A 15887-nucleotide genomic window follows, 5' to 3' on the forward strand; every position below is an offset into this window, starting at 1 on the left:
AAACACAGGCTCTTCTGGCCGGGAATCGGGCACATCTCACCTGCCGTTCAGGTTCGTCGGCTATGGTCCAGCCGCTCCGCCCGCCACGATGTCTTCCCCGAGCACGCGGAAAGCGTGACGTAGATCACACTGGCGGCCGGGCACAAGGAAGGGCACCTGAACGTTGAGCAGCCACACCTGGCGAACGCCGAACAGGTGACGAGCCTGCTCTGAGGTGTCAGCTTCGCGAGACCAGCTCAGGACACCACCGCACCGGGCACCAACTCCCCAGCGGGCGCACCACCAGCACGGCCGGGCAACACACGGGCAGCACGAGAGACAGGCAGGACAGGGGAACAAAGATGGCACAAGACTACGACGCTCCACGACGCACGGAGTCCGACGACATATCCGAGGACTCGCTCGAGGAGCTCAAGGCGCGACGCAACGAGGCGCAGTCCTCGGCCGTCGACGTCGACGAGACCGACACCGCGGAGTCCTTCGAGCTTCCCGGCGCAGACCTCTCCGGTGAGGAGCTGTCGGTGCGGGTGGTGCCCAAGCAGGCGGACGAGTTCACCTGCTCCAGCTGCTTCCTGGTGCACCACCGCAGCCGCTTCGCCGGCGAGCGCAAGGGCATGCCGATCTGCCGCGACTGCGCGGCCTGAGGCGCACTGCCGCCCGCGCCCTGCACCACCGAGGGACGGCGCACGACAGAGGGGGGAGGCCTGCAGCTGCAGGCCTCCCCCTCTTGTCGTGCGGGTGTGCTCAGTCGCGCTCGGCGCCCAGGCCCGCCTCCTGCAGCGCGGCGATGACGCGGTCCGGGTGGCGGGTGCTGACCAGCCAGTACGGCGTCGGGTCGTCGGGGTCGTCCAGCACCAGCAGCACCATGGTGGGCACCCAGGTGCGGTGCTGCACGTAGGCCGCCGGGTCGAGCTGACGGCCCATGGCGGCGCGCTTGGCGGTGGCCGGCACCGGCGCCGCACGGGCGATCAGCGACACCGGGATGTGGGCGTCGCCCACCCGGAGCTCGCCGTCGCGCACCGACAGCCGCAGCGAGCCCATGCGGACCAGCGTCCAGGCCGCGAACGGCACCAGCACGACGTAGGGCAGCCACGCACGCACTCCCGGTGCGCCCATGTGCACCTCGGCGGCCAGCAGGGCGGCCACGAAGATGCCCAGCGGCCACCACCACCACGGGACCCACAGCCGCTCGGTGTAGGCGCCGCGGGTGGTTGCGCCCGCTCCGGTCGTGGAGCTGGCTGGTGATGCAGGTTCGGCCATGGTCCCCAGGGTAGTCTCGGCCGCCGTGCCATCCCCCTCTGCCGTCCATGCCGCTCCCGAGCAGCTCGAGGTCGCGCTGCGGCGACTGCACCCGGACGCGGTGGTGCCCCGTCGGGCGCACGCCGACGACGCCGGCGTGGACCTGTGCACCCTGGACGAGGTGCGGCTGGAGCCGGGTGAGCGGGTGCTGGTGGGCACCGGCCTGGCCCTGGCGCTGCCGCCCGGCTACGTGGGCCTGGTGCACCCCCGCTCCGGCCTGGCGGCCCGGCTGGGACTGGGCGTGCTCAACGCACCAGGCACCATCGACGCCGGCTACCGCGGGGAGATCAAGGTGTGCCTGGTCAACCACGACCGTTCCGCCACGATCGAGCTGCAGCGCGGAGACCGGGTCGCCCAGCTGCTGGTGCAGCGGGTGGCGCAGGTCAGCTTCGTCGAGGTGGACGAGCTCGCTGACACCGAGCGCGGAGCTGGTGGGCACGGCTCCACCGGCATGAGCACACTGGGTAGCACCACGACTGAGGGGCAGTGACGATGTTTGGGCGGCGCAACAAGCGGGCGAGCGAGGCGGAGGCCACCGTGACCGACATTCCCGAGGACCTGCTGGCCGAGCAGGCGGACGACGACGCGGACATCCCCGCCGACGGCCCCTACGACAGCAGCGAGGTCGACGCCGAGCCGGAGGCCGACGGTCGCCTCGACCTGGGGTCGGTGCGGGTGCCGCTGCTGGAGGGCGCCCAGATCCAGGTGGAGATGGAGGAGGACGGCACCCTGCGGGCGCTGCACCTGCTCACCGAGGTCGGCCGCATCACCATCGCCGCCTTCGCCGCGCCGCGCAGCGAGGGCATGTGGCGCGAGGTGCTCGGCGAGCTGGCCCAGTCCCTCAAGGACGACGGCGCCGAGGTTCGCCTCGAGGACGGCCACTGGGGCCGTGAGGTGATCGGCGTGGGCGCCGGCGCCACCATGCGGTTCATCGGCGTGGACGGTCCGCGCTGGATGGTGCGCTGCGTCGCCGCCGGCCCGGACGAGAAGCAGGCCGAGCTGGCCGACGTGGCCCGTGCGCTGCTGCGGGACACCGTGGTGGTGCGCGGCACCGAGCCGCTGCCGGTCCGCTCGCCGCTGCCGGTGCGCCTGCCCACCGTGCTGGCCGACCAGCTGGAGGCGGCCCGCGCCCAGCAGGACGCTGGCGCCCAGGGACCGGCTGGTGAGGAGTCGGACGCTCCGGACTCGTCCGGTCAGCCGAGCTCCCCCCAGAACAGCTAGCGGACGGCCCGCGCTGCCGACACCGCGCGGGCGGCCTGCCAGGCCCGCACGCACGCGGTCCCCAGCACCCCGGGGTCGGCGCCCAGCTCGGCCAGCGTCACCGTGTCCAGCACGGCCGCAGGGGCGCAGGCCACCCACTGCTGGGCCACCGCGAGCGGGTGCACCGGGTCGTCCACCGCGCCCGCCACGCCCGTCGGCACACCCAGCTCGGCCAGCTCCGTCGCCGTGGGCCCCACAGCGTTGGCAGCGTGGTCCATGGCCGTGGGCAGAGCGGGCCACTGCCGGCGCCAGGCGCGGCTCAGCTCCGCGGACAGCCACGGCGGTGTGGAGGCGTGCACCTCGGCCAGCACCGCCTCCAGACCGTGCTCCCGCAGGCGCTGGGCGGAGAAGCGGGCACTGAGCGCGGCGGGCGCGTCACCCGGCTCGCCCAGCCACGCCGGCAGCGCGACCAGCAGGCCACTGAGGACTCCTGGGTGCTCCCGGGCCCAGCCTGCCGCCACGGTGGCGCCAAGTGAGACGCCCCCCACAAGTAGCGCTCCGTGACAGTCCCGCGTCGCAGCGTCCAGTGCTGCGCGGTAGCTGGCCACCACGTCGACCGGGTCGGGCTCGACCGCCACCAGGTCGATCCCGCAGGCGGCGAGCGCTTTTCCGAACGCCCGGCGGACGAAGTCGGCGTCCGAGCCGGTGCCGGGCAGCAGCACCGCGCGGGGCTGGGGACGGTGTCCGATTTCGGGCATGCACCCGATCCTTCCCGGTTGGGGTTACGCGGTGTACACAGGGAGCGTTAGGCTCACCAAGCCCAACACCTGGGACCGTCCCAGGTACCTCCTCAAGCGCAACGGAGCGCCCCATGGCCAGCACCGAGGCCGGCTACTTCCGGCGGCTCGCCCGCCGCCTCACCACCGACGTCGCCGAGCTCGACGCCCATGAGATCACCCAGACCTCGGAGGCCGCCGGCGCTCGCCGGGCCTGCGACTGCTCGCGGGGCGAGGAGGTCACCGTGCTCGGGCGCCTCCGCAGCACCGAGGGCAGCCCGGCCGGGTGCGACGCCAGCCTGGAGGCCGAGCTCTTCGACGGCACCGACGGCATCACCCTGGTGTGGATCGGCCGCCGCCGCATTCCCGGCATCGAGGCGGGCCGCACCGTGCAGGTGCGCGGTCGCCTCGCCGAGCGCAACGGCGCCAAGGTGCTCTACAACCCGCACTACGAGCTGCAGTGTGGGCAGTAGCGATCCAGCTGCTGGTTCCCGCACACCTCCCGAGCCCCCGGCACCGCCGGTGACGTCGCCGGTCCAGAAGACCCTGCTGGAGCAGATGGGCGGCACCAGCGGAGTGCTCGCCTCCAGCCTGCCCGTGGTGGTCTTCGTCGTCGTGAACTCGCTGACGAGCCTGACCCCGGCCATCTGGTCGGCGGTGGGGGCCGCGGCCGCCATCGCCGTGCTGCGGGCGGTGCGCAAGGAAGGCGTCCAGCCGGCGATCTCCGGACTCTTCGGCGTGGCCATCGCCGCCTACATCGCCCACCGCACCGGCACGGCCAAGGGCTACTTCCTGCTGGGCATCTACACGAGCCTGGTCTACGGAGCGCTCTTCGCGCTGTCGGTGCTGGTGCGGTGGCCGCTGGTGGGCGTGGTGTGGTCGTTCCTCAACGGGCACGGCTGGGCCTGGCGCGCGCACCGGGGCGCGGTCCGCGCCTACGACGTGGCCACGCTGGCCTGGGTGGCGGTCTTCGGAGCGCGCTTCGTGGTGCAGCAGTGGCTCTACGGCAACGACCAGGAGGGCTGGCTGGCCACCGCGCGGATCGGCATGGGCCTGCCGCTGTACGGCCTGGCGCTGCTGGTGACCTTCGCCTGCGTGCGCCGAGCCGACCGCATCATCGAGGCTGGGACGCCCCCGGTCGCACCGGCACCCCCCGAGCCGCCGGGCCAGCCCAGCGCGGGGCCGCAGCAGCGAGACTGACGCCCCGGGTCTCGCTCAGCGCTTGAGCGCGGTGCGGATCTGGTCCTCCACCTCGACCGAGGCCACGAACAGCAGCTCGTCGCCGCCCTCGAAGGAGTCGTCGGGCAGCGGCACGATCACCCGGCCGCCGCGCAGCACGGTCACCAGCGCGGCGTCGCGGGGCAGCTGCAGGCTGCTCACCGGCTTGCCCGCCAACGGGGTGTCCAGCGGCAGCGTCACCTCCACCAGGTTGGCCTGGCCCTGGCGCAGCGTCATCAGGCGCACCAGATCGCCGACGGACACCGCCTCCTCGACCATCGCGGCCAGCATGCGCGGGGTGGAGACCGCCACGTCGACGCCCCAGGCCTCGGTGAACAGCCACTCGTTGCGCGGCTCGTTCACGCGGGCCACCACACGGCGGACCGCGAACTCCGTCTTGGCCAGCAGGCTGACCACCAGGTTGGCCTTGTCGTCACCGGTGGTGGCGATGACCACCTCGCAGTCCTGCAGCCCCGCCTCCTCCAGGGAAGCCAGCTCGCAGGCGTCGGCGTGCACCCACTCCGCGGCGGGGACCGCGCTGCCGTCGATGTGGGAGAGGTCGCGCTCGATGAGCATCACCTCGTGGTCGTTCTCCACCAGCTCCCTGGCGATCGAGCGGCCCACCTTGCCTGCTCCGGCGATGGCGACCCTCATGTGTCCTGCTCCTGTCGGTGGTCGTGGCTGCCCGTGCTCGGCTGGCTCGTCATGCGCTCACTCTTCCGGCGGCGGCGCGGCGGCGAGCACCGAGGCCTCGGCGACAGTGCCGGCGACCGCGGCCACGTAGACCTGGTCGTCGGCCTGCACCACCGTGCGCCGGTCGGGCAGCACACCGACGCCGAAGCGCAGGATGAACGCGACGCGGGCGCCGATGGTCTGCTCCAGGTCGGTGACGCGCCGGCCCGCCCAGTCCTCGTGCAGGGTGACCTCGAGCACCGCGACGGTGCCGGAGGGATCACGCCAGGCGGTGGAGCTGCTGTCCTGCATCAGGGTGCGCAGGAAGCGGTCGGTGGTCCAGGGCACGGTGGCGACGGTGGGGATGCCCAGCCGCTCGTACACCGCGGCCCGCTTGGCGTCGTAGATCCGGGCCACCACCCGCTCCACGCCGAAGTTCTCCCGGGCCACCCGGGCGGAGATGATGTTGGAGTTGTCACCGCTGGAGACCGCGGCGAAGGCGCCGGCCCGCTCGATGCCGGCGGCGATGAGCACGTCCCGGTCAAAGCCCATGCCGGTGATCTGTCGGCCGGCGAAGTCGGCGCCGAGGCGACGGAAGGACAGGGCGTCGCGGTCGATCACCGCGACGTCGTGGCCGAGGCGCTCGAGCCCGGCCGCCAGCGACGACCCGACGCGCCCACAGCCCATGATGACGACGTGCACTTGTGCTGACCTCCAGCTGGTGGCTCCCGGAAGTAGCGAACGCTACAGCCAGCCGCTGCGCAACCGTGGCCAGCCCGGCCGGTGCTGACGCGCTGGGGGCCTACGCTTCACCCTCGTGCCCACCATCTCGAGCGTGGCCAAGCGCCTGCTGCTTGGCCGCCCCTTCCGCAGCGACACCCTGAGCGACACGCTGCTGCCCAAACGGCTTGCGCTACCGGTGTTCGCGTCCGACGCCATGTCGTCGGTGGCCTACGCACCGCAAGAGATCTTCCTGATGCTCTCGGTGTCCGGGCTGGCGGCGTACACCTACGCGCCGTGGATCGGCCTCGTGGTGGCGGTGGTGATGCTCGTGGTGGTCACCAGCTACCGCCAGAACGTGCACGCCTACCCCTCCGGCGGTGGCGACTACGAGGTGGCCACGGTGAACATCGGCAAGCCGGCCGGGCTCACCGTCGCCAGCGCGCTGCTGGTCGACTACACGCTCACCGTCGCCGTCTCGATCTCCTCCGCCGCGGACAACATCGGCTCGGCCGTGCCGTTCATCGCCACCCACAAGGTGACCTTCGCCGTGGCGGCGATCATCCTGCTCACCGCGGTGAACCTGCGCGGGCTGCGCGAGTCCGGCACCGCCTTCGCGCTGCCGACCTACGCCTTCATGGGCGGCATGCTGGTGATGATCGCCTGGGGACTGAGCCGGATCCTGCTGCTCGGCGACGACGTGCAGGCGGAGTCGGCCAACTTCGAGCTGGTCCCCGAGCACGGCAGCGAGCTCACCGGGTTCGCGCTGGCCTTCCTGCTGCTGCGCGCGTTCAGCCAGGGCTCGGCGGCACTCACCGGGGTGGAGGCCATCAGCAACGGGGTGCCCGCCTTCCGCAAGCCCAAGTCCAAGAACGCGGCCACCACGCTGCTGCTGCTCGGCGTCATCTCGGTGACCATGCTGCTGGGCCTGGTCAGCCTGGCGGTGCTCACCGACGTGCGCATCGCCGAGGACCCGGCCACCCAGCTGCACGGAGCCCCCGCCGGCTACGAGCAGAAGACCTTGGTGGCGCAGATCGCGCAGGCCGTGTTCTCCGGCTTCTCCCCGGGCTTCTACTTCATCGCGGCCGTCACCGGCCTGGTGCTGGCCCTGGCGGCCAACACCGCGTTCAACGGCTTCCCGGTGCTCGGCTCGATCCTGGCCCAGGACCGCTACCTCCCGCGCCAGCTGCACACCCGTGGCGACCGGCTGGCCTTCTCCAACGGCATCGTCTTCCTCGCCGCCGCCGCGATCGTGCTGGTGGTGTCCTTCCAGGCCAGCGTCACCTCGCTGCTCAACCTGTACGTGGTGGGGGTGTTCGTCTCCTTCACGGTGAGCCAGTTCGGCATGGTCCGACACTGGAGCCGGCTGATGCAGGTGGAGACCGACCCGATGGCGCGTCGAGGGATGCGGCGGTCCCAGACCATCAACGCGGTGGGCATGACCATGACCGGTGCCGTGCTGGTGATCGTGCTGCTCACCAAGTTCCTGGCGGGTGCGTGGATCGCGATCCTGGCGATGGGGATGCTCTACCTGATGATGACGATGATCCACCGGCACTACCAGCGGGTGGCGGTGGAGCTGGAGTCGGCGGAGGGTGAACAGGTGCTGCCCAGCCGCAACCACTCCATCGTGCTCGTCTCCAAGCTGCACAAGCCGACCATCCGGGCGCTGGCCTACGCCCGGGTGACCCGGCCGGACGTGCTGGAGGCGGTGACGGTGAACGTCGACGACAAGGACACCCGGGCGCTGGTGCGGGAGTGGAACGCCCGCAACATCCCGGTGCCGCTGAAGGTGGTGGAGTCGCCGTACCGGGAGATCACCCGACCGGTCCTGGACTACGTGAGCCGGGTGCGCCGGGAGTCCCCGCGCGACGTGGTGACGGTGTACGTGCCGGAGTACGTGGTGGGGCACTGGTGGGAGCAGCTGCTGCACAACCAGAGCGCGCTGCGGCTGAAGAGCCGGCTGCTGTTTCAGCCCGGCGTGATGGTGACCAGCGTGCCGTGGCAGCTGACGTCGTCGCAGAAGGGCGGCAAGACCGACTCACCGTCGGTGACGCCGGGGGCGTCCCGGCGCGGATTCGACGAGCGGACGGCACCACGATGAGCTCCAGGATGAGCACCACGATGAGCACCAGGATGAGCACCACGATGAGCACCAGGATGAGCAGGACGGCACCACGATGAGCAGCACGGCAGCACCCGGGGAGAGCCTGGACTGGACGGGGGAGACGCTGGAGCTGGAGCTCGGCGCCCCCGGGCACGGCGGGTTCTGCGTGGCGCGGCACGAGGGTCGGGTGGTGTTCGTCCGCCACGGCCTGCCCGGCGAGCGGGTGCGCGCGCTGGTCACCGAGGACCGCGGCGGGTCCTTCTGCCGTGCCGACGCCGTGGCCGTCCTCACCGCCTCGCCCGACCGGGTGGTGCCACGCTGCCCGGTGGCCGGTCCCGGCGGCTGCGGTGGCTGCGACTTCCAGCACGCCGCGCTGCCCGCCCAGCGGCAGATGAAGGCCATGGTGGTGGCCGAGCAGCTGCGCCGCCTCGGCGGGCTGGACATGACCGCCGAGGACGTCGTGGTGGAGGAGCTGCCCGGCGCGCCCGACGGCCTGGGCTGGCGCAGCCGGGTGCGGATGGCGGTGACCGCCGACGGCCAGCCGGGCTTTCACCCGCACCGCAGCAACGACGTGATCCCGGTGCTGGGCTGCCCGCAGGCGGTGCCGCACGCCCTGGACGACGTGGTGGGGCAGCAGTGGACCCCCGGTGCGGACCTGCAGGTGGTGCGCGACGGCGCGGGGGAGCAGCACGTGGTGGAGCTGACCACCCCGCAGCGCCCGCAGCGCGGCCGGCGCAAGCCGCGCCCGGTGGCCCAGCTGCGCCGCGGCAGCGCCACCGCCACCGAGCAGGCCGCGGGGCGCACCTGGGCAGTGGCCGCCGACGGCTTCTGGCAGGCCCACGTGGGCGCGGCCGAGGTCTACGCGCAGGTGGTGGCCGAGCTGGCCGACGCCCCGGCCGGCGGCACCGCCTGGGACCTCTACAGCGGGGTGGGCCTGTTCTCCGCGGTGCTGGCCGAGCAGGTGGGGGCTGCGGGCACCGTGGTGGCGGTGGAGTCCTCCCGCCAGGCGGTGGCCGACGGCACGGCGGCGCTGGCCGACCTGCCGCAGGTGCGCATGGTGGCCGGGCAGGTGGAGCAGCAGCTGCGGACGCTGCCGGTGCCGGTGGACGTGGTGGTGCTCGACCCGCCGCGCAGCGGAGCCGGACGGGCGGTGGTGGAGGCGATCACCGCGGCCGAGCCCACCCGCATCGTCTACGTGGCGTGCGACCCGGCGGCGCTGGGCCGCGACGTGGCCCTGCTGGCCGCCCAGGGCTACCGGCTGAGCGTGCTGCGCGCCTTCGACGCCTTCCCGATGACCCACCACGTGGAGTGCATCGCCCTGTTCCAGCGCTGACTCCGTGGGGCGTCTGCAAGTACGCCCAAGCGGGGCCCCCGCGTCGGCAACCGCTACCAAGGCAGTCCGCTCAGTGGAGGTACCTGACAGCGGCGTGGGTCACACCGGTTACCGTCTGCGCTGACCGTAAGTGCTGCCTGAACGAGAGTGGGATCACATCGTGGCCGGACCGCTGCAGGGACTGAAGGTGCTGGAGATCGCCAGCCTGGCGCCGGGGCCGTTCGCGGTCACGATGCTCGCCGACATGGGGGCGGAGGTGCTGCGGGTGGACCGCGCGACCGCGGTCGGCGGCACCGCTCCCGCCGACCCGCCGCTGGACCCGCTGGGCCGCGGCCGGCGCTCGGTGGCGGTGGACCTCAAGGACCCCGCCGGCGTGGAGGTGGTGCTGCAGCTGGCCGCGCAGGCCGACGTCCTGGTGGAGGGCTTCCGCCCCGGTGTCTGCGAGCGGCTGGGCTTCGGCCCCGAGCAGTGCGCCGAGCGCAACCCCGGACTGATCTTCGCCCGGCTCACCGGCTACGGCCAGGACGGTCCGCTGAGCCAGGCCGCCGGGCACGACCTCACCTACCTCGCCTACTCCGGGGCGCTGCACCCGATCGGTCCGATGGACGGTCCGCCCGTGCCGCCGGTGAACTACGTGGCCGACTTCGGCGGCGGCGCGATGATGCTGGTGGCCGGCGTGCTCGCCGCGCTGTACGAGCGGCAGAGCTCCGGGCGCGGCCAGGTGGTGGACACCGCCATGAGCGAGGGCGCGGCCATGCTCACCTCCATGCTGCACGGCTGGCAGGCCAGCGGCTTCTGGCCCACCGAGCGCGGCGGCGCCATGCTCGACGGCAGCGCCCCGTTCTACCGCTGCTACACCTGCGCCGACGGGCAGTTCATGGCCGTCGGCGCCATCGAGCCGCAGTTCTACGACCAGCTGCTCACCGGGCTGGGCCTGGGCGCCGGCGACGTCGCCGACCGCAACGACCCGTCCAGCTGGCCCGCGCTGACCGAGACCTTCACCACGATCTTCGCCAGCCGCACCCGCGAGGAGTGGACCAAGGTCTTCGACGGCACCGACGCCTGCGTGGCGCCGGTGCTCTCCCCGGCCGAGGCCGTCACCCACCCGCACGCCGTCGCTCGGGGCTCGTTCGTCGAGGTCGCCGGCATGACGCAGCCCGGACCGGCTCCCCGGCTGACCCGCACCCCCAGCTCGGTGCGCTCTCCGGCACCGCACCCGGGCCAGCACACCCGGGCCGCTTTGATCGACTGGGGCGTAGGGACGGACGAGGTTGACGCGCTGCTGGCGGCGGGGGCCGTCCGCTCCAGCGCTACGTAGAGTGGGACGGGTTCTGTCGTCTTCTCGGAGGGTTGTGAGTGCTGTGAGCCTGTTGCGAGGTGTCCAGTCGCCCGCCGATCTCCGGCGCCTGGACCTGGCCGAGCTCCGCGTGCTCGCGACCGAGATCCGTGAGTTCCTGGTGCAGAAGGTGGCCGCCACCGGCGGCCACCTGGGGCCGAACCTCGGTGTGGTGGAGCTGACGCTCGCGCTGCACCGGGTGTTTGACTCCCCGTCGGACCCGCTGATCTTCGACACCGGCCACCAGGCCTACGTGCACAAGATCGTCACCGGCCGCCAGGCCGGCTTCGACACCCTCCGCATGAAGGACGGCCTGTCCGGCTACCCCTCGCGCGCGGAGAGCGAGCACGACTGGGTGGAGTCCAGCCACGCCTCGGCGGCGCTGTCCTACGCCGACGGGCTGGCCAAGGCCTTCCAGCTGCGCAAGCAGCGCCGGCACGTGGTGGCGGTGGTCGGTGACGGCGCGCTCACCGGGGGCATGTGCTGGGAGGCGCTGAACAACATCGCCGCCGGCCAGGACCGCTCGGTGGTCATCGTGGTCAACGACAACGGCCGCTCCTACTCGCCCACCATCGGCGGGCTGGCCAACCACCTCGCCGCGCTGCGGGTGCAGCCGGCCTACGAGAAGGCGCTGGCCACCGGCCGCAGGACCGTGCAGCGCCTGCCCTGGGTGGGTCGCTCCGCCTACGCGCTGCTGCACGGGATGAAGGTCGGCATCAAGGACGCGGTGAGCCCGCAGGCGATGTTCGCCGACCTGGGCATCAAGTACCTCGGTCCGGTGGACGGGCACGACCAGCAGATGATGGAGGCCGCGCTGCGCCGCGCCAAGGCCTTCGGCGGCCCGGTGATCGTGCACGCGGTCACCCGCAAGGGGATGGGCTTCGCCCCCGCGGAGAACCACGAGGCCGACCAGATGCACTCCACCGGCATCATCGACCCCATCACCGGCGTGCCGGTGGGCACCGCGCCGCAGGGCTGGACGTCGGTGTTCGCCGCCGAGATGGTCGCCCACGGCGCGCTGCGCCCGGAGCTGGTGGCCATCACGGCCGCCATGCCCGGTCCCACCGGGCTCACCCCGTTCGCCGAGAAGTACCCGGACCGGTGCTTCGACGTGGGCATCGCCGAGCAGCACGCGATGACCTCCGCGGCCGGCCTGGCCCTGGGTGGCATGCACCCGGTGGTGGCGGTCTACGCCACCTTCCTCAACCGCGGGTTCGACCAGCTGCTGATGGACGTCGCGCTGCTGCGCCAGCCGGTCACCCTGGTGCTGGACCGGGCGGGCATCACCGGCTCCGACGGGGCCAGCCACAACGGCATGTGGGACCTCTCCCTGCTCGGCGTGGTGCCGGGCATGCAGGTGGCCGCCCCGCGCGACGCCCAGACCCTGCGCGAGGAGCTCACCGAGGCGCTCGACGTCACCGACGGGCCCACCGCGTTGCGCTTCCCCAAGGGCGCCGTCCCCGAGCAGGTGCCGGCCCTGGAGCGCCTGCCCGGTGGCACGGACGTGTTGCTGCGCCCGGACACCGACGACGCCCGCGACGTGCTGCTGGTGGCGGTCGGTGCCTTCGCCGACCTGGCGCTGCAGACCGCGCAGGGCCTGGCCAAGCAGGGCATCGGCGTCACCGTGGTGGACCCGCGCTGGGTGCTGCCGGTGAGCGAGGACCTGGTGGAGCTGGCCCGCGGGCACCGGCTGGTGCTGACGCTGGAGGACGGCGGCGTGCACGGCGGCGTCGGCTCGGCGGTCTCGCAGCGCCTGCGCACCGCGGAGGTCGACGTGCCCTGCCGCGACCTCGGCGTCCCGCAGCAGTTCCAGGACCACGCCTCGCGCGGGCAGGTGCTGGCCGACGTCGACCTCACGGCCCAGCACCTGTCTCGCAAGATCACCGGCTGGGTCGCCGCGATGTCCACCGACGTGCTCTCCGGCGCCCCGGAGAGCGACCAGCAGGAGACCGGCGAGTCCGAGCGGCACTAGCCCGCAGGGCTCTCCGGCACCCCTGCGCAGGTGCGTCTCAGAAAGGTCACAGGCTGACGTGGCAGTCTGGGCGGGTGCGCATTCTGGTGGTGGAGGACGAGGAGCCGTTGGCTGAGGCCGTGGCCAGGGGACTGCGGCGTGAGGGCATGGCGGTGGACGTCGCCCTGGACGGCCTCGCCGGCCAGGAGAAGGCGTCGGTGACCCGCTACGACGTGGTGGTGCTCGACCGCGACCTGCCCGGTGTCTCCGGCGACGCGCTCTGCCAGGAGCTGGTGGCCGGCGGCGGGATCAGCCGGGTGCTGATGCTCACCGCCAGCGACAGCGTGGCCGACACGGTGTCCGGGCTGGCCATGGGCGCCGACGACTACCTCACCAAGCCCTTCGCGTTCCCCGAGCTGGTGGCCCGGGTGCGGGCGCTGGGCCGGCGCACCACCCCGGCCACCCCGCCGACGATGGTGGTGGGCGACCTGGAGCTGGATCCCGCCCGTCGCACCATCCACCGCGACGGTCGGCTGGTGGAGCTCACGCGCAAGGAGTTCGGCGTCCTGGAGGTGCTCATGGCCGCGCAGGGTGCGGTGGTGAGCAGCGAGGAGCTGCTGGAGCGGGTGTGGGACGAGAACGCCGACCCGTTCACCACCACGGTGCGGGTGACGATGATGACCCTGCGCAAGAAGCTGGGTGAGCCCGGAGTGATCGACACGGTGGTGGGGTCGGGCTACCGCCTGCCCGTGCAGGACTGAGCCCCCCGTGGGTCTGCGGCTGCGGCTGACGCTGCTGGCCACCGCGCTGGTCGCGGGGATGAGCCTGGTGCTGGTGCTGCTGGCCTGGGTGCTGGCTGGACGCACCTCGTCGCCGGTGGCGGTGCTGCCCGCGTCTGCGCCCGTGGTGGTGGACGGCGTGGTCACCACCCCCGAGGTGCTGCTGGCCACCGTGCGCGACCAGGCCCAGGCCGACGTCCTGGGCCACGGCTCGGTGGCGGTGCTGCTGGTGGTCGCCGCGGCGGCCCTGCTGGCGTGGACGCTGACCGGTCGGGTGCTGCGGCCCCTCACCGACGTGACCGCCACGGCCCAGGCGCTGTCCCAGACCACCCTGCACGAGCGCACCCGCCTCGCCGGTGCCGCCGGTCCCCGCGACGAGGTGGGCCGGTTGGCCGAGGCCTTCGACCGGATGCTCGATCGGCTGCAGCAGTCCTTCGAGGCCCAGCAGCGGTTTGTCGCCGACGCCAGCCACGAGCTGCGCACCCCGCTGGCAGTGATGCGCACCGAGGTGGACGTGACGCTGGCCGACCCGTTCGCCGACGCCGCCGAGCTGCGCCGGATGGGGGAGGTGCTGCGCGACGCCACCGACCGCGCCGAGGCGATGGTGGCGGGCCTGCTCATGGTGGCCCGCACCAGCGCGACAGGTCTGGCCGTGCACGAGCGGGTGGACCTGGTCCCGCTGGTGGCGCCGGCGCTGGCGGCGGTGGAGCCGGAGCGGGCTGCGCGCCAGGTCACCGTCACCCGCCAGCTGCAGCCGGCGACGACGATCGGGGACCCGGCACTGCTGGCCCGGGTGGTGGGCAACCTGGTGGAGAACGGGGTGCGCCACAACGTCCCCGGCGGGTGGCTGCGGGTGCGCACCGAGGTGGCGGCCACCGGCGCGGTGGTGTTGACGGTCACCTCGTCCGGGCCGCCCGTGGCCGCCCACGAGGTGGCCGCGCTGTTCGAGCCGTTCCACCGCGGGGGCACCGGCCGCACCGCGCACCGGGGGTCGGGCCTGGGCCTGGCCATCGTGGCCGCGGTGGTGCAGGCGCACGCGGGCACCGTGCACGGGGCGCCCGTGCCCGGTGGGGGCCTGGAGGTGACGGTGACGCTGCCGCCCGCGCCACCGACCGGATCGGCCGGCAGCTCCGACGCGGCTGGCTAGCTGCTGCCCGGGACAGCCTCGGCGGTGTCGGCGGTGCTGCGCAGCGCCTGGGCCAGCGGCTCGGCCAGCAGCTCGCGCTGCCACGGCCGGGCGCCACCGGCGCGCAGCACCTCCGCCACCGCGGCGACGTCCAGGTCGGCGGGCGGGCTCCAGCAGACCCGGCGCAGCAGGTCGGGCAGCAGCAGGTTCTCCGCCGGCACCCGGTGCTGCTCGCTGAGGGCGGTGAGCGCGCTGCGGGCGGCGGTCATCCGGGCTGCGGCGTCGGGGTCGCGGTCGGACCAGCGGCTCACCGGCGGCGGGCCCTCGTGCTGGGCGGTGACGGTGGGCAGCTGGTCGGCGGGCAGCGCGCGGGCCCGCTCCAGCGCGGTCAGCCAGGTGCGGGCCTGCCGCCGCTGGGCGCGACCGCCAAAGACCGGCAGCGCGGTGAGCGCGCCGACGTCGGTGGGATCGGCCACCGCGGCGCTGACGATCGCGGCGTCGGGCAGCACCCGGCCCGGGGCGATGTCACGGGCGGCGGCCACCTTGTCCCGCTCCAGCCACAGCTCGCGGATCGCGGCCAGCTGACGGGGCTTGCGCACCTTGTGGATCCCGGAGGTGCGCCGCCACCGGTCGGGCTTGGGCTTGGGGCCACCGGCGGTGCGCACGTGCTCGAACTCCTGGCGGGCCCACTCGGTCTTGCCCTGCTCGGCCAGCTCGGCGGCCAGGGCGTCGCGCAGCTCCAGCAGCACCTCCACGTCCAGCGCGGCGTACACCAGCCAGTCGTGCGGCAGCGGCCGCTTGGACCAGTCGTCGGCGCCGTGGCCCTTGGTCAGCGCCAGTCCGAGCACCCGCTCCACCATCGCGGCCAGCCCCACCCGCTCGAAGCCGGCGAGGCGCCCGGCCAGCTCGGTGTCGAACACCGAGGCGGGGTGCAGGCCCAGCTCGGCCAGGCAGGGCAGGTCCTGGCTGGCGGCGTGCAGCACCCACTCGGGCCCGTCCAGCGCGGCGGCCAGTGGCGCCATGTCACTGGCAACGGGGATGGGGTCGACCAGGAACGAGCCGGCGCCGCGGCGGCGCAGCTGCACCAGGTAGGCGCGCTGGGAGTAGCGGAAGCCGGAGGCTCGCTCGGCGTCCAGCGCCACCGGGCCCGTGCCGGCAGCCAGCTGCTCGGCGACCGCGGTCAGCGCACCGGCGGACGTCACCAGGTCGGGCACGCCGTCGGCGGGGGTGAGCAGCGGAACCGCACTGGGCACCGGCGCCGCGTCGGGCGCCAGCTCCTGCGCGGACGGGTCGGTCTCGGTGCGTGCCTGCTCAGGGTTGTCGACCACGGCACCAGACCCTACGGCGCGGGGCGAGCCGCCCGACGCTGC

16 protein-coding genes are annotated in these 15887 nt (G+C 73.3%); 11 read left to right on the forward strand and 5 right to left on the reverse strand.

Annotated features, from left to right (window positions below; genetic code table 11):
* Nucleotides 1–341 precede the first annotated feature (341 nt).
* Nucleotides 342–644 (forward strand): DUF4193 domain-containing protein, encoded by a 303-nt coding sequence (locus AC3YNX_RS11245; protein ID WP_127783318.1) that lies wholly within the window; start codon nt 342–344, stop codon nt 642–644.
* 100 nt (nt 645–744) lie between these two features.
* On the opposite strand, the gene AC3YNX_RS11250 is transcribed toward AC3YNX_RS11245, so the two are convergent.
* Entirely contained in the window at nt 745–1260 is a 516-nt protein-coding gene (locus AC3YNX_RS11250) for a DUF3093 domain-containing protein (RefSeq protein WP_127783316.1), read from the reverse strand.
* Between AC3YNX_RS11250 and dut the strand changes: the two genes are divergently transcribed.
* A complete protein-coding gene (gene dut, locus AC3YNX_RS11255) occupies nt 1259–1789 on the forward strand; it encodes a dUTP diphosphatase (RefSeq protein ID WP_127783314.1) in 531 nt (176 codons plus the stop codon). The two genes, AC3YNX_RS11250 and dut, sit on opposite strands and share 2 nt — an antisense overlap.
* Before the next feature lie 2 nt (nt 1790–1791).
* Nucleotides 1792–2520 (forward strand): DUF3710 domain-containing protein, encoded by a 729-nt coding sequence (locus tag AC3YNX_RS11260; RefSeq protein WP_489995926.1) that lies wholly within the window; start codon nt 1792–1794, stop codon nt 2518–2520.
* On the opposite strand, the gene AC3YNX_RS11265 is transcribed toward AC3YNX_RS11260, so the two are convergent.
* A complete protein-coding gene (locus tag AC3YNX_RS11265; protein WP_489995534.1) occupies nt 2517–3257 on the reverse strand; it encodes an alpha/beta hydrolase in 741 nt (246 codons plus the stop codon). The genes AC3YNX_RS11260 and AC3YNX_RS11265 overlap by 4 nt on opposite strands.
* A gap of 113 nt (nt 3258–3370) precedes the next feature.
* Between AC3YNX_RS11265 and AC3YNX_RS11270 the strand changes: the two genes are divergently transcribed.
* Together AC3YNX_RS11270 and AC3YNX_RS11275 are read left to right on the forward strand one after the other, a co-directional pair.
* Nucleotides 3371–3748, forward strand: coding sequence for an OB-fold nucleic acid binding domain-containing protein (locus AC3YNX_RS11270; RefSeq protein ID WP_127783310.1), 378 nt, complete (start codon nt 3371–3373; stop codon nt 3746–3748).
* A gap of 49 nt (nt 3749–3797) precedes the next feature.
* A complete protein-coding gene (locus AC3YNX_RS11275) occupies nt 3798–4475 on the forward strand; it encodes a DUF3159 domain-containing protein (protein ID WP_489995535.1) in 678 nt (225 codons plus the stop codon).
* A 15-nt stretch (nt 4476–4490) separates the two neighbouring features.
* Here the strand turns inward: AC3YNX_RS11275 and AC3YNX_RS11280 are convergent, their stop codons facing one another.
* A complete protein-coding gene (locus tag AC3YNX_RS11280) occupies nt 4491–5147 on the reverse strand; it encodes a potassium channel family protein (RefSeq protein ID WP_127783306.1) in 657 nt (218 codons plus the stop codon).
* A gap of 57 nt (nt 5148–5204) precedes the next feature.
* Nucleotides 5205–5867, reverse strand: a complete 663-nt coding sequence (locus tag AC3YNX_RS11285) for a potassium channel family protein (RefSeq protein ID WP_127783304.1) — start codon at nt 5865–5867, stop codon at nt 5205–5207.
* 115 nt (nt 5868–5982) lie between these two features.
* Here AC3YNX_RS11285 and AC3YNX_RS11290 point away from each other — a divergent pair, with 115 nt between their 5' ends.
* The 6 genes from AC3YNX_RS11290 (at nt 5983) to AC3YNX_RS11315 (ending at nt 14538) form a co-directional block, all read left to right on the forward strand.
* On the forward strand, nt 5983–7989 hold the full coding sequence (locus AC3YNX_RS11290; protein WP_489995536.1) for an APC family permease: 2007 nt from the start codon (nt 5983–5985) through the stop codon (nt 7987–7989).
* 76 nt (nt 7990–8065) lie between these two features.
* Entirely contained in the window at nt 8066–9325 is a 1260-nt protein-coding gene (locus tag AC3YNX_RS11295; RefSeq protein ID WP_489995537.1) for a class I SAM-dependent RNA methyltransferase, read from the forward strand.
* 157 nt (nt 9326–9482) lie between these two features.
* Nucleotides 9483–10643 carry a CaiB/BaiF CoA transferase family protein gene (locus AC3YNX_RS11300; protein ID WP_489995927.1) on the forward strand — a complete coding sequence of 387 codons (1161 nt, stop codon included), beginning with the start codon at nt 9483–9485 and terminating at the stop codon, nt 10641–10643.
* Between the two features lie 49 nt (nt 10644–10692).
* Nucleotides 10693–12633 carry a 1-deoxy-D-xylulose-5-phosphate synthase gene (gene dxs / locus AC3YNX_RS11305; RefSeq protein WP_489995928.1) on the forward strand — a complete coding sequence of 647 codons (1941 nt, stop codon included), beginning with the start codon at nt 10693–10695 and terminating at the stop codon, nt 12631–12633.
* A 74-nt stretch (nt 12634–12707) separates the two neighbouring features.
* Complete coding sequence (locus tag AC3YNX_RS11310) at nt 12708–13373, forward strand: response regulator transcription factor (RefSeq protein WP_127783296.1); 666 nt, start codon at nt 12708–12710, stop codon at nt 13371–13373.
* Nucleotides 13374–13380: 7 nt separating this feature from the next.
* Nucleotides 13381–14538, forward strand: a complete 1158-nt coding sequence (locus AC3YNX_RS11315; RefSeq protein ID WP_489995538.1) for a sensor histidine kinase — start codon at nt 13381–13383, stop codon at nt 14536–14538.
* Here AC3YNX_RS11315 and AC3YNX_RS11320 read toward each other — a convergent pair.
* Nucleotides 14535–15845 carry a ribonuclease D gene (locus tag AC3YNX_RS11320; protein WP_489995539.1) on the reverse strand — a complete coding sequence of 437 codons (1311 nt, stop codon included), beginning with the start codon at nt 15843–15845 and terminating at the stop codon, nt 14535–14537. The two genes, AC3YNX_RS11315 and AC3YNX_RS11320, sit on opposite strands and share 4 nt — an antisense overlap.
* Nucleotides 15846–15887: the final 42 nt, after the last annotated feature.

This window comes from Rhodococcus sp. Z13_19A, assembly GCF_058133575.1.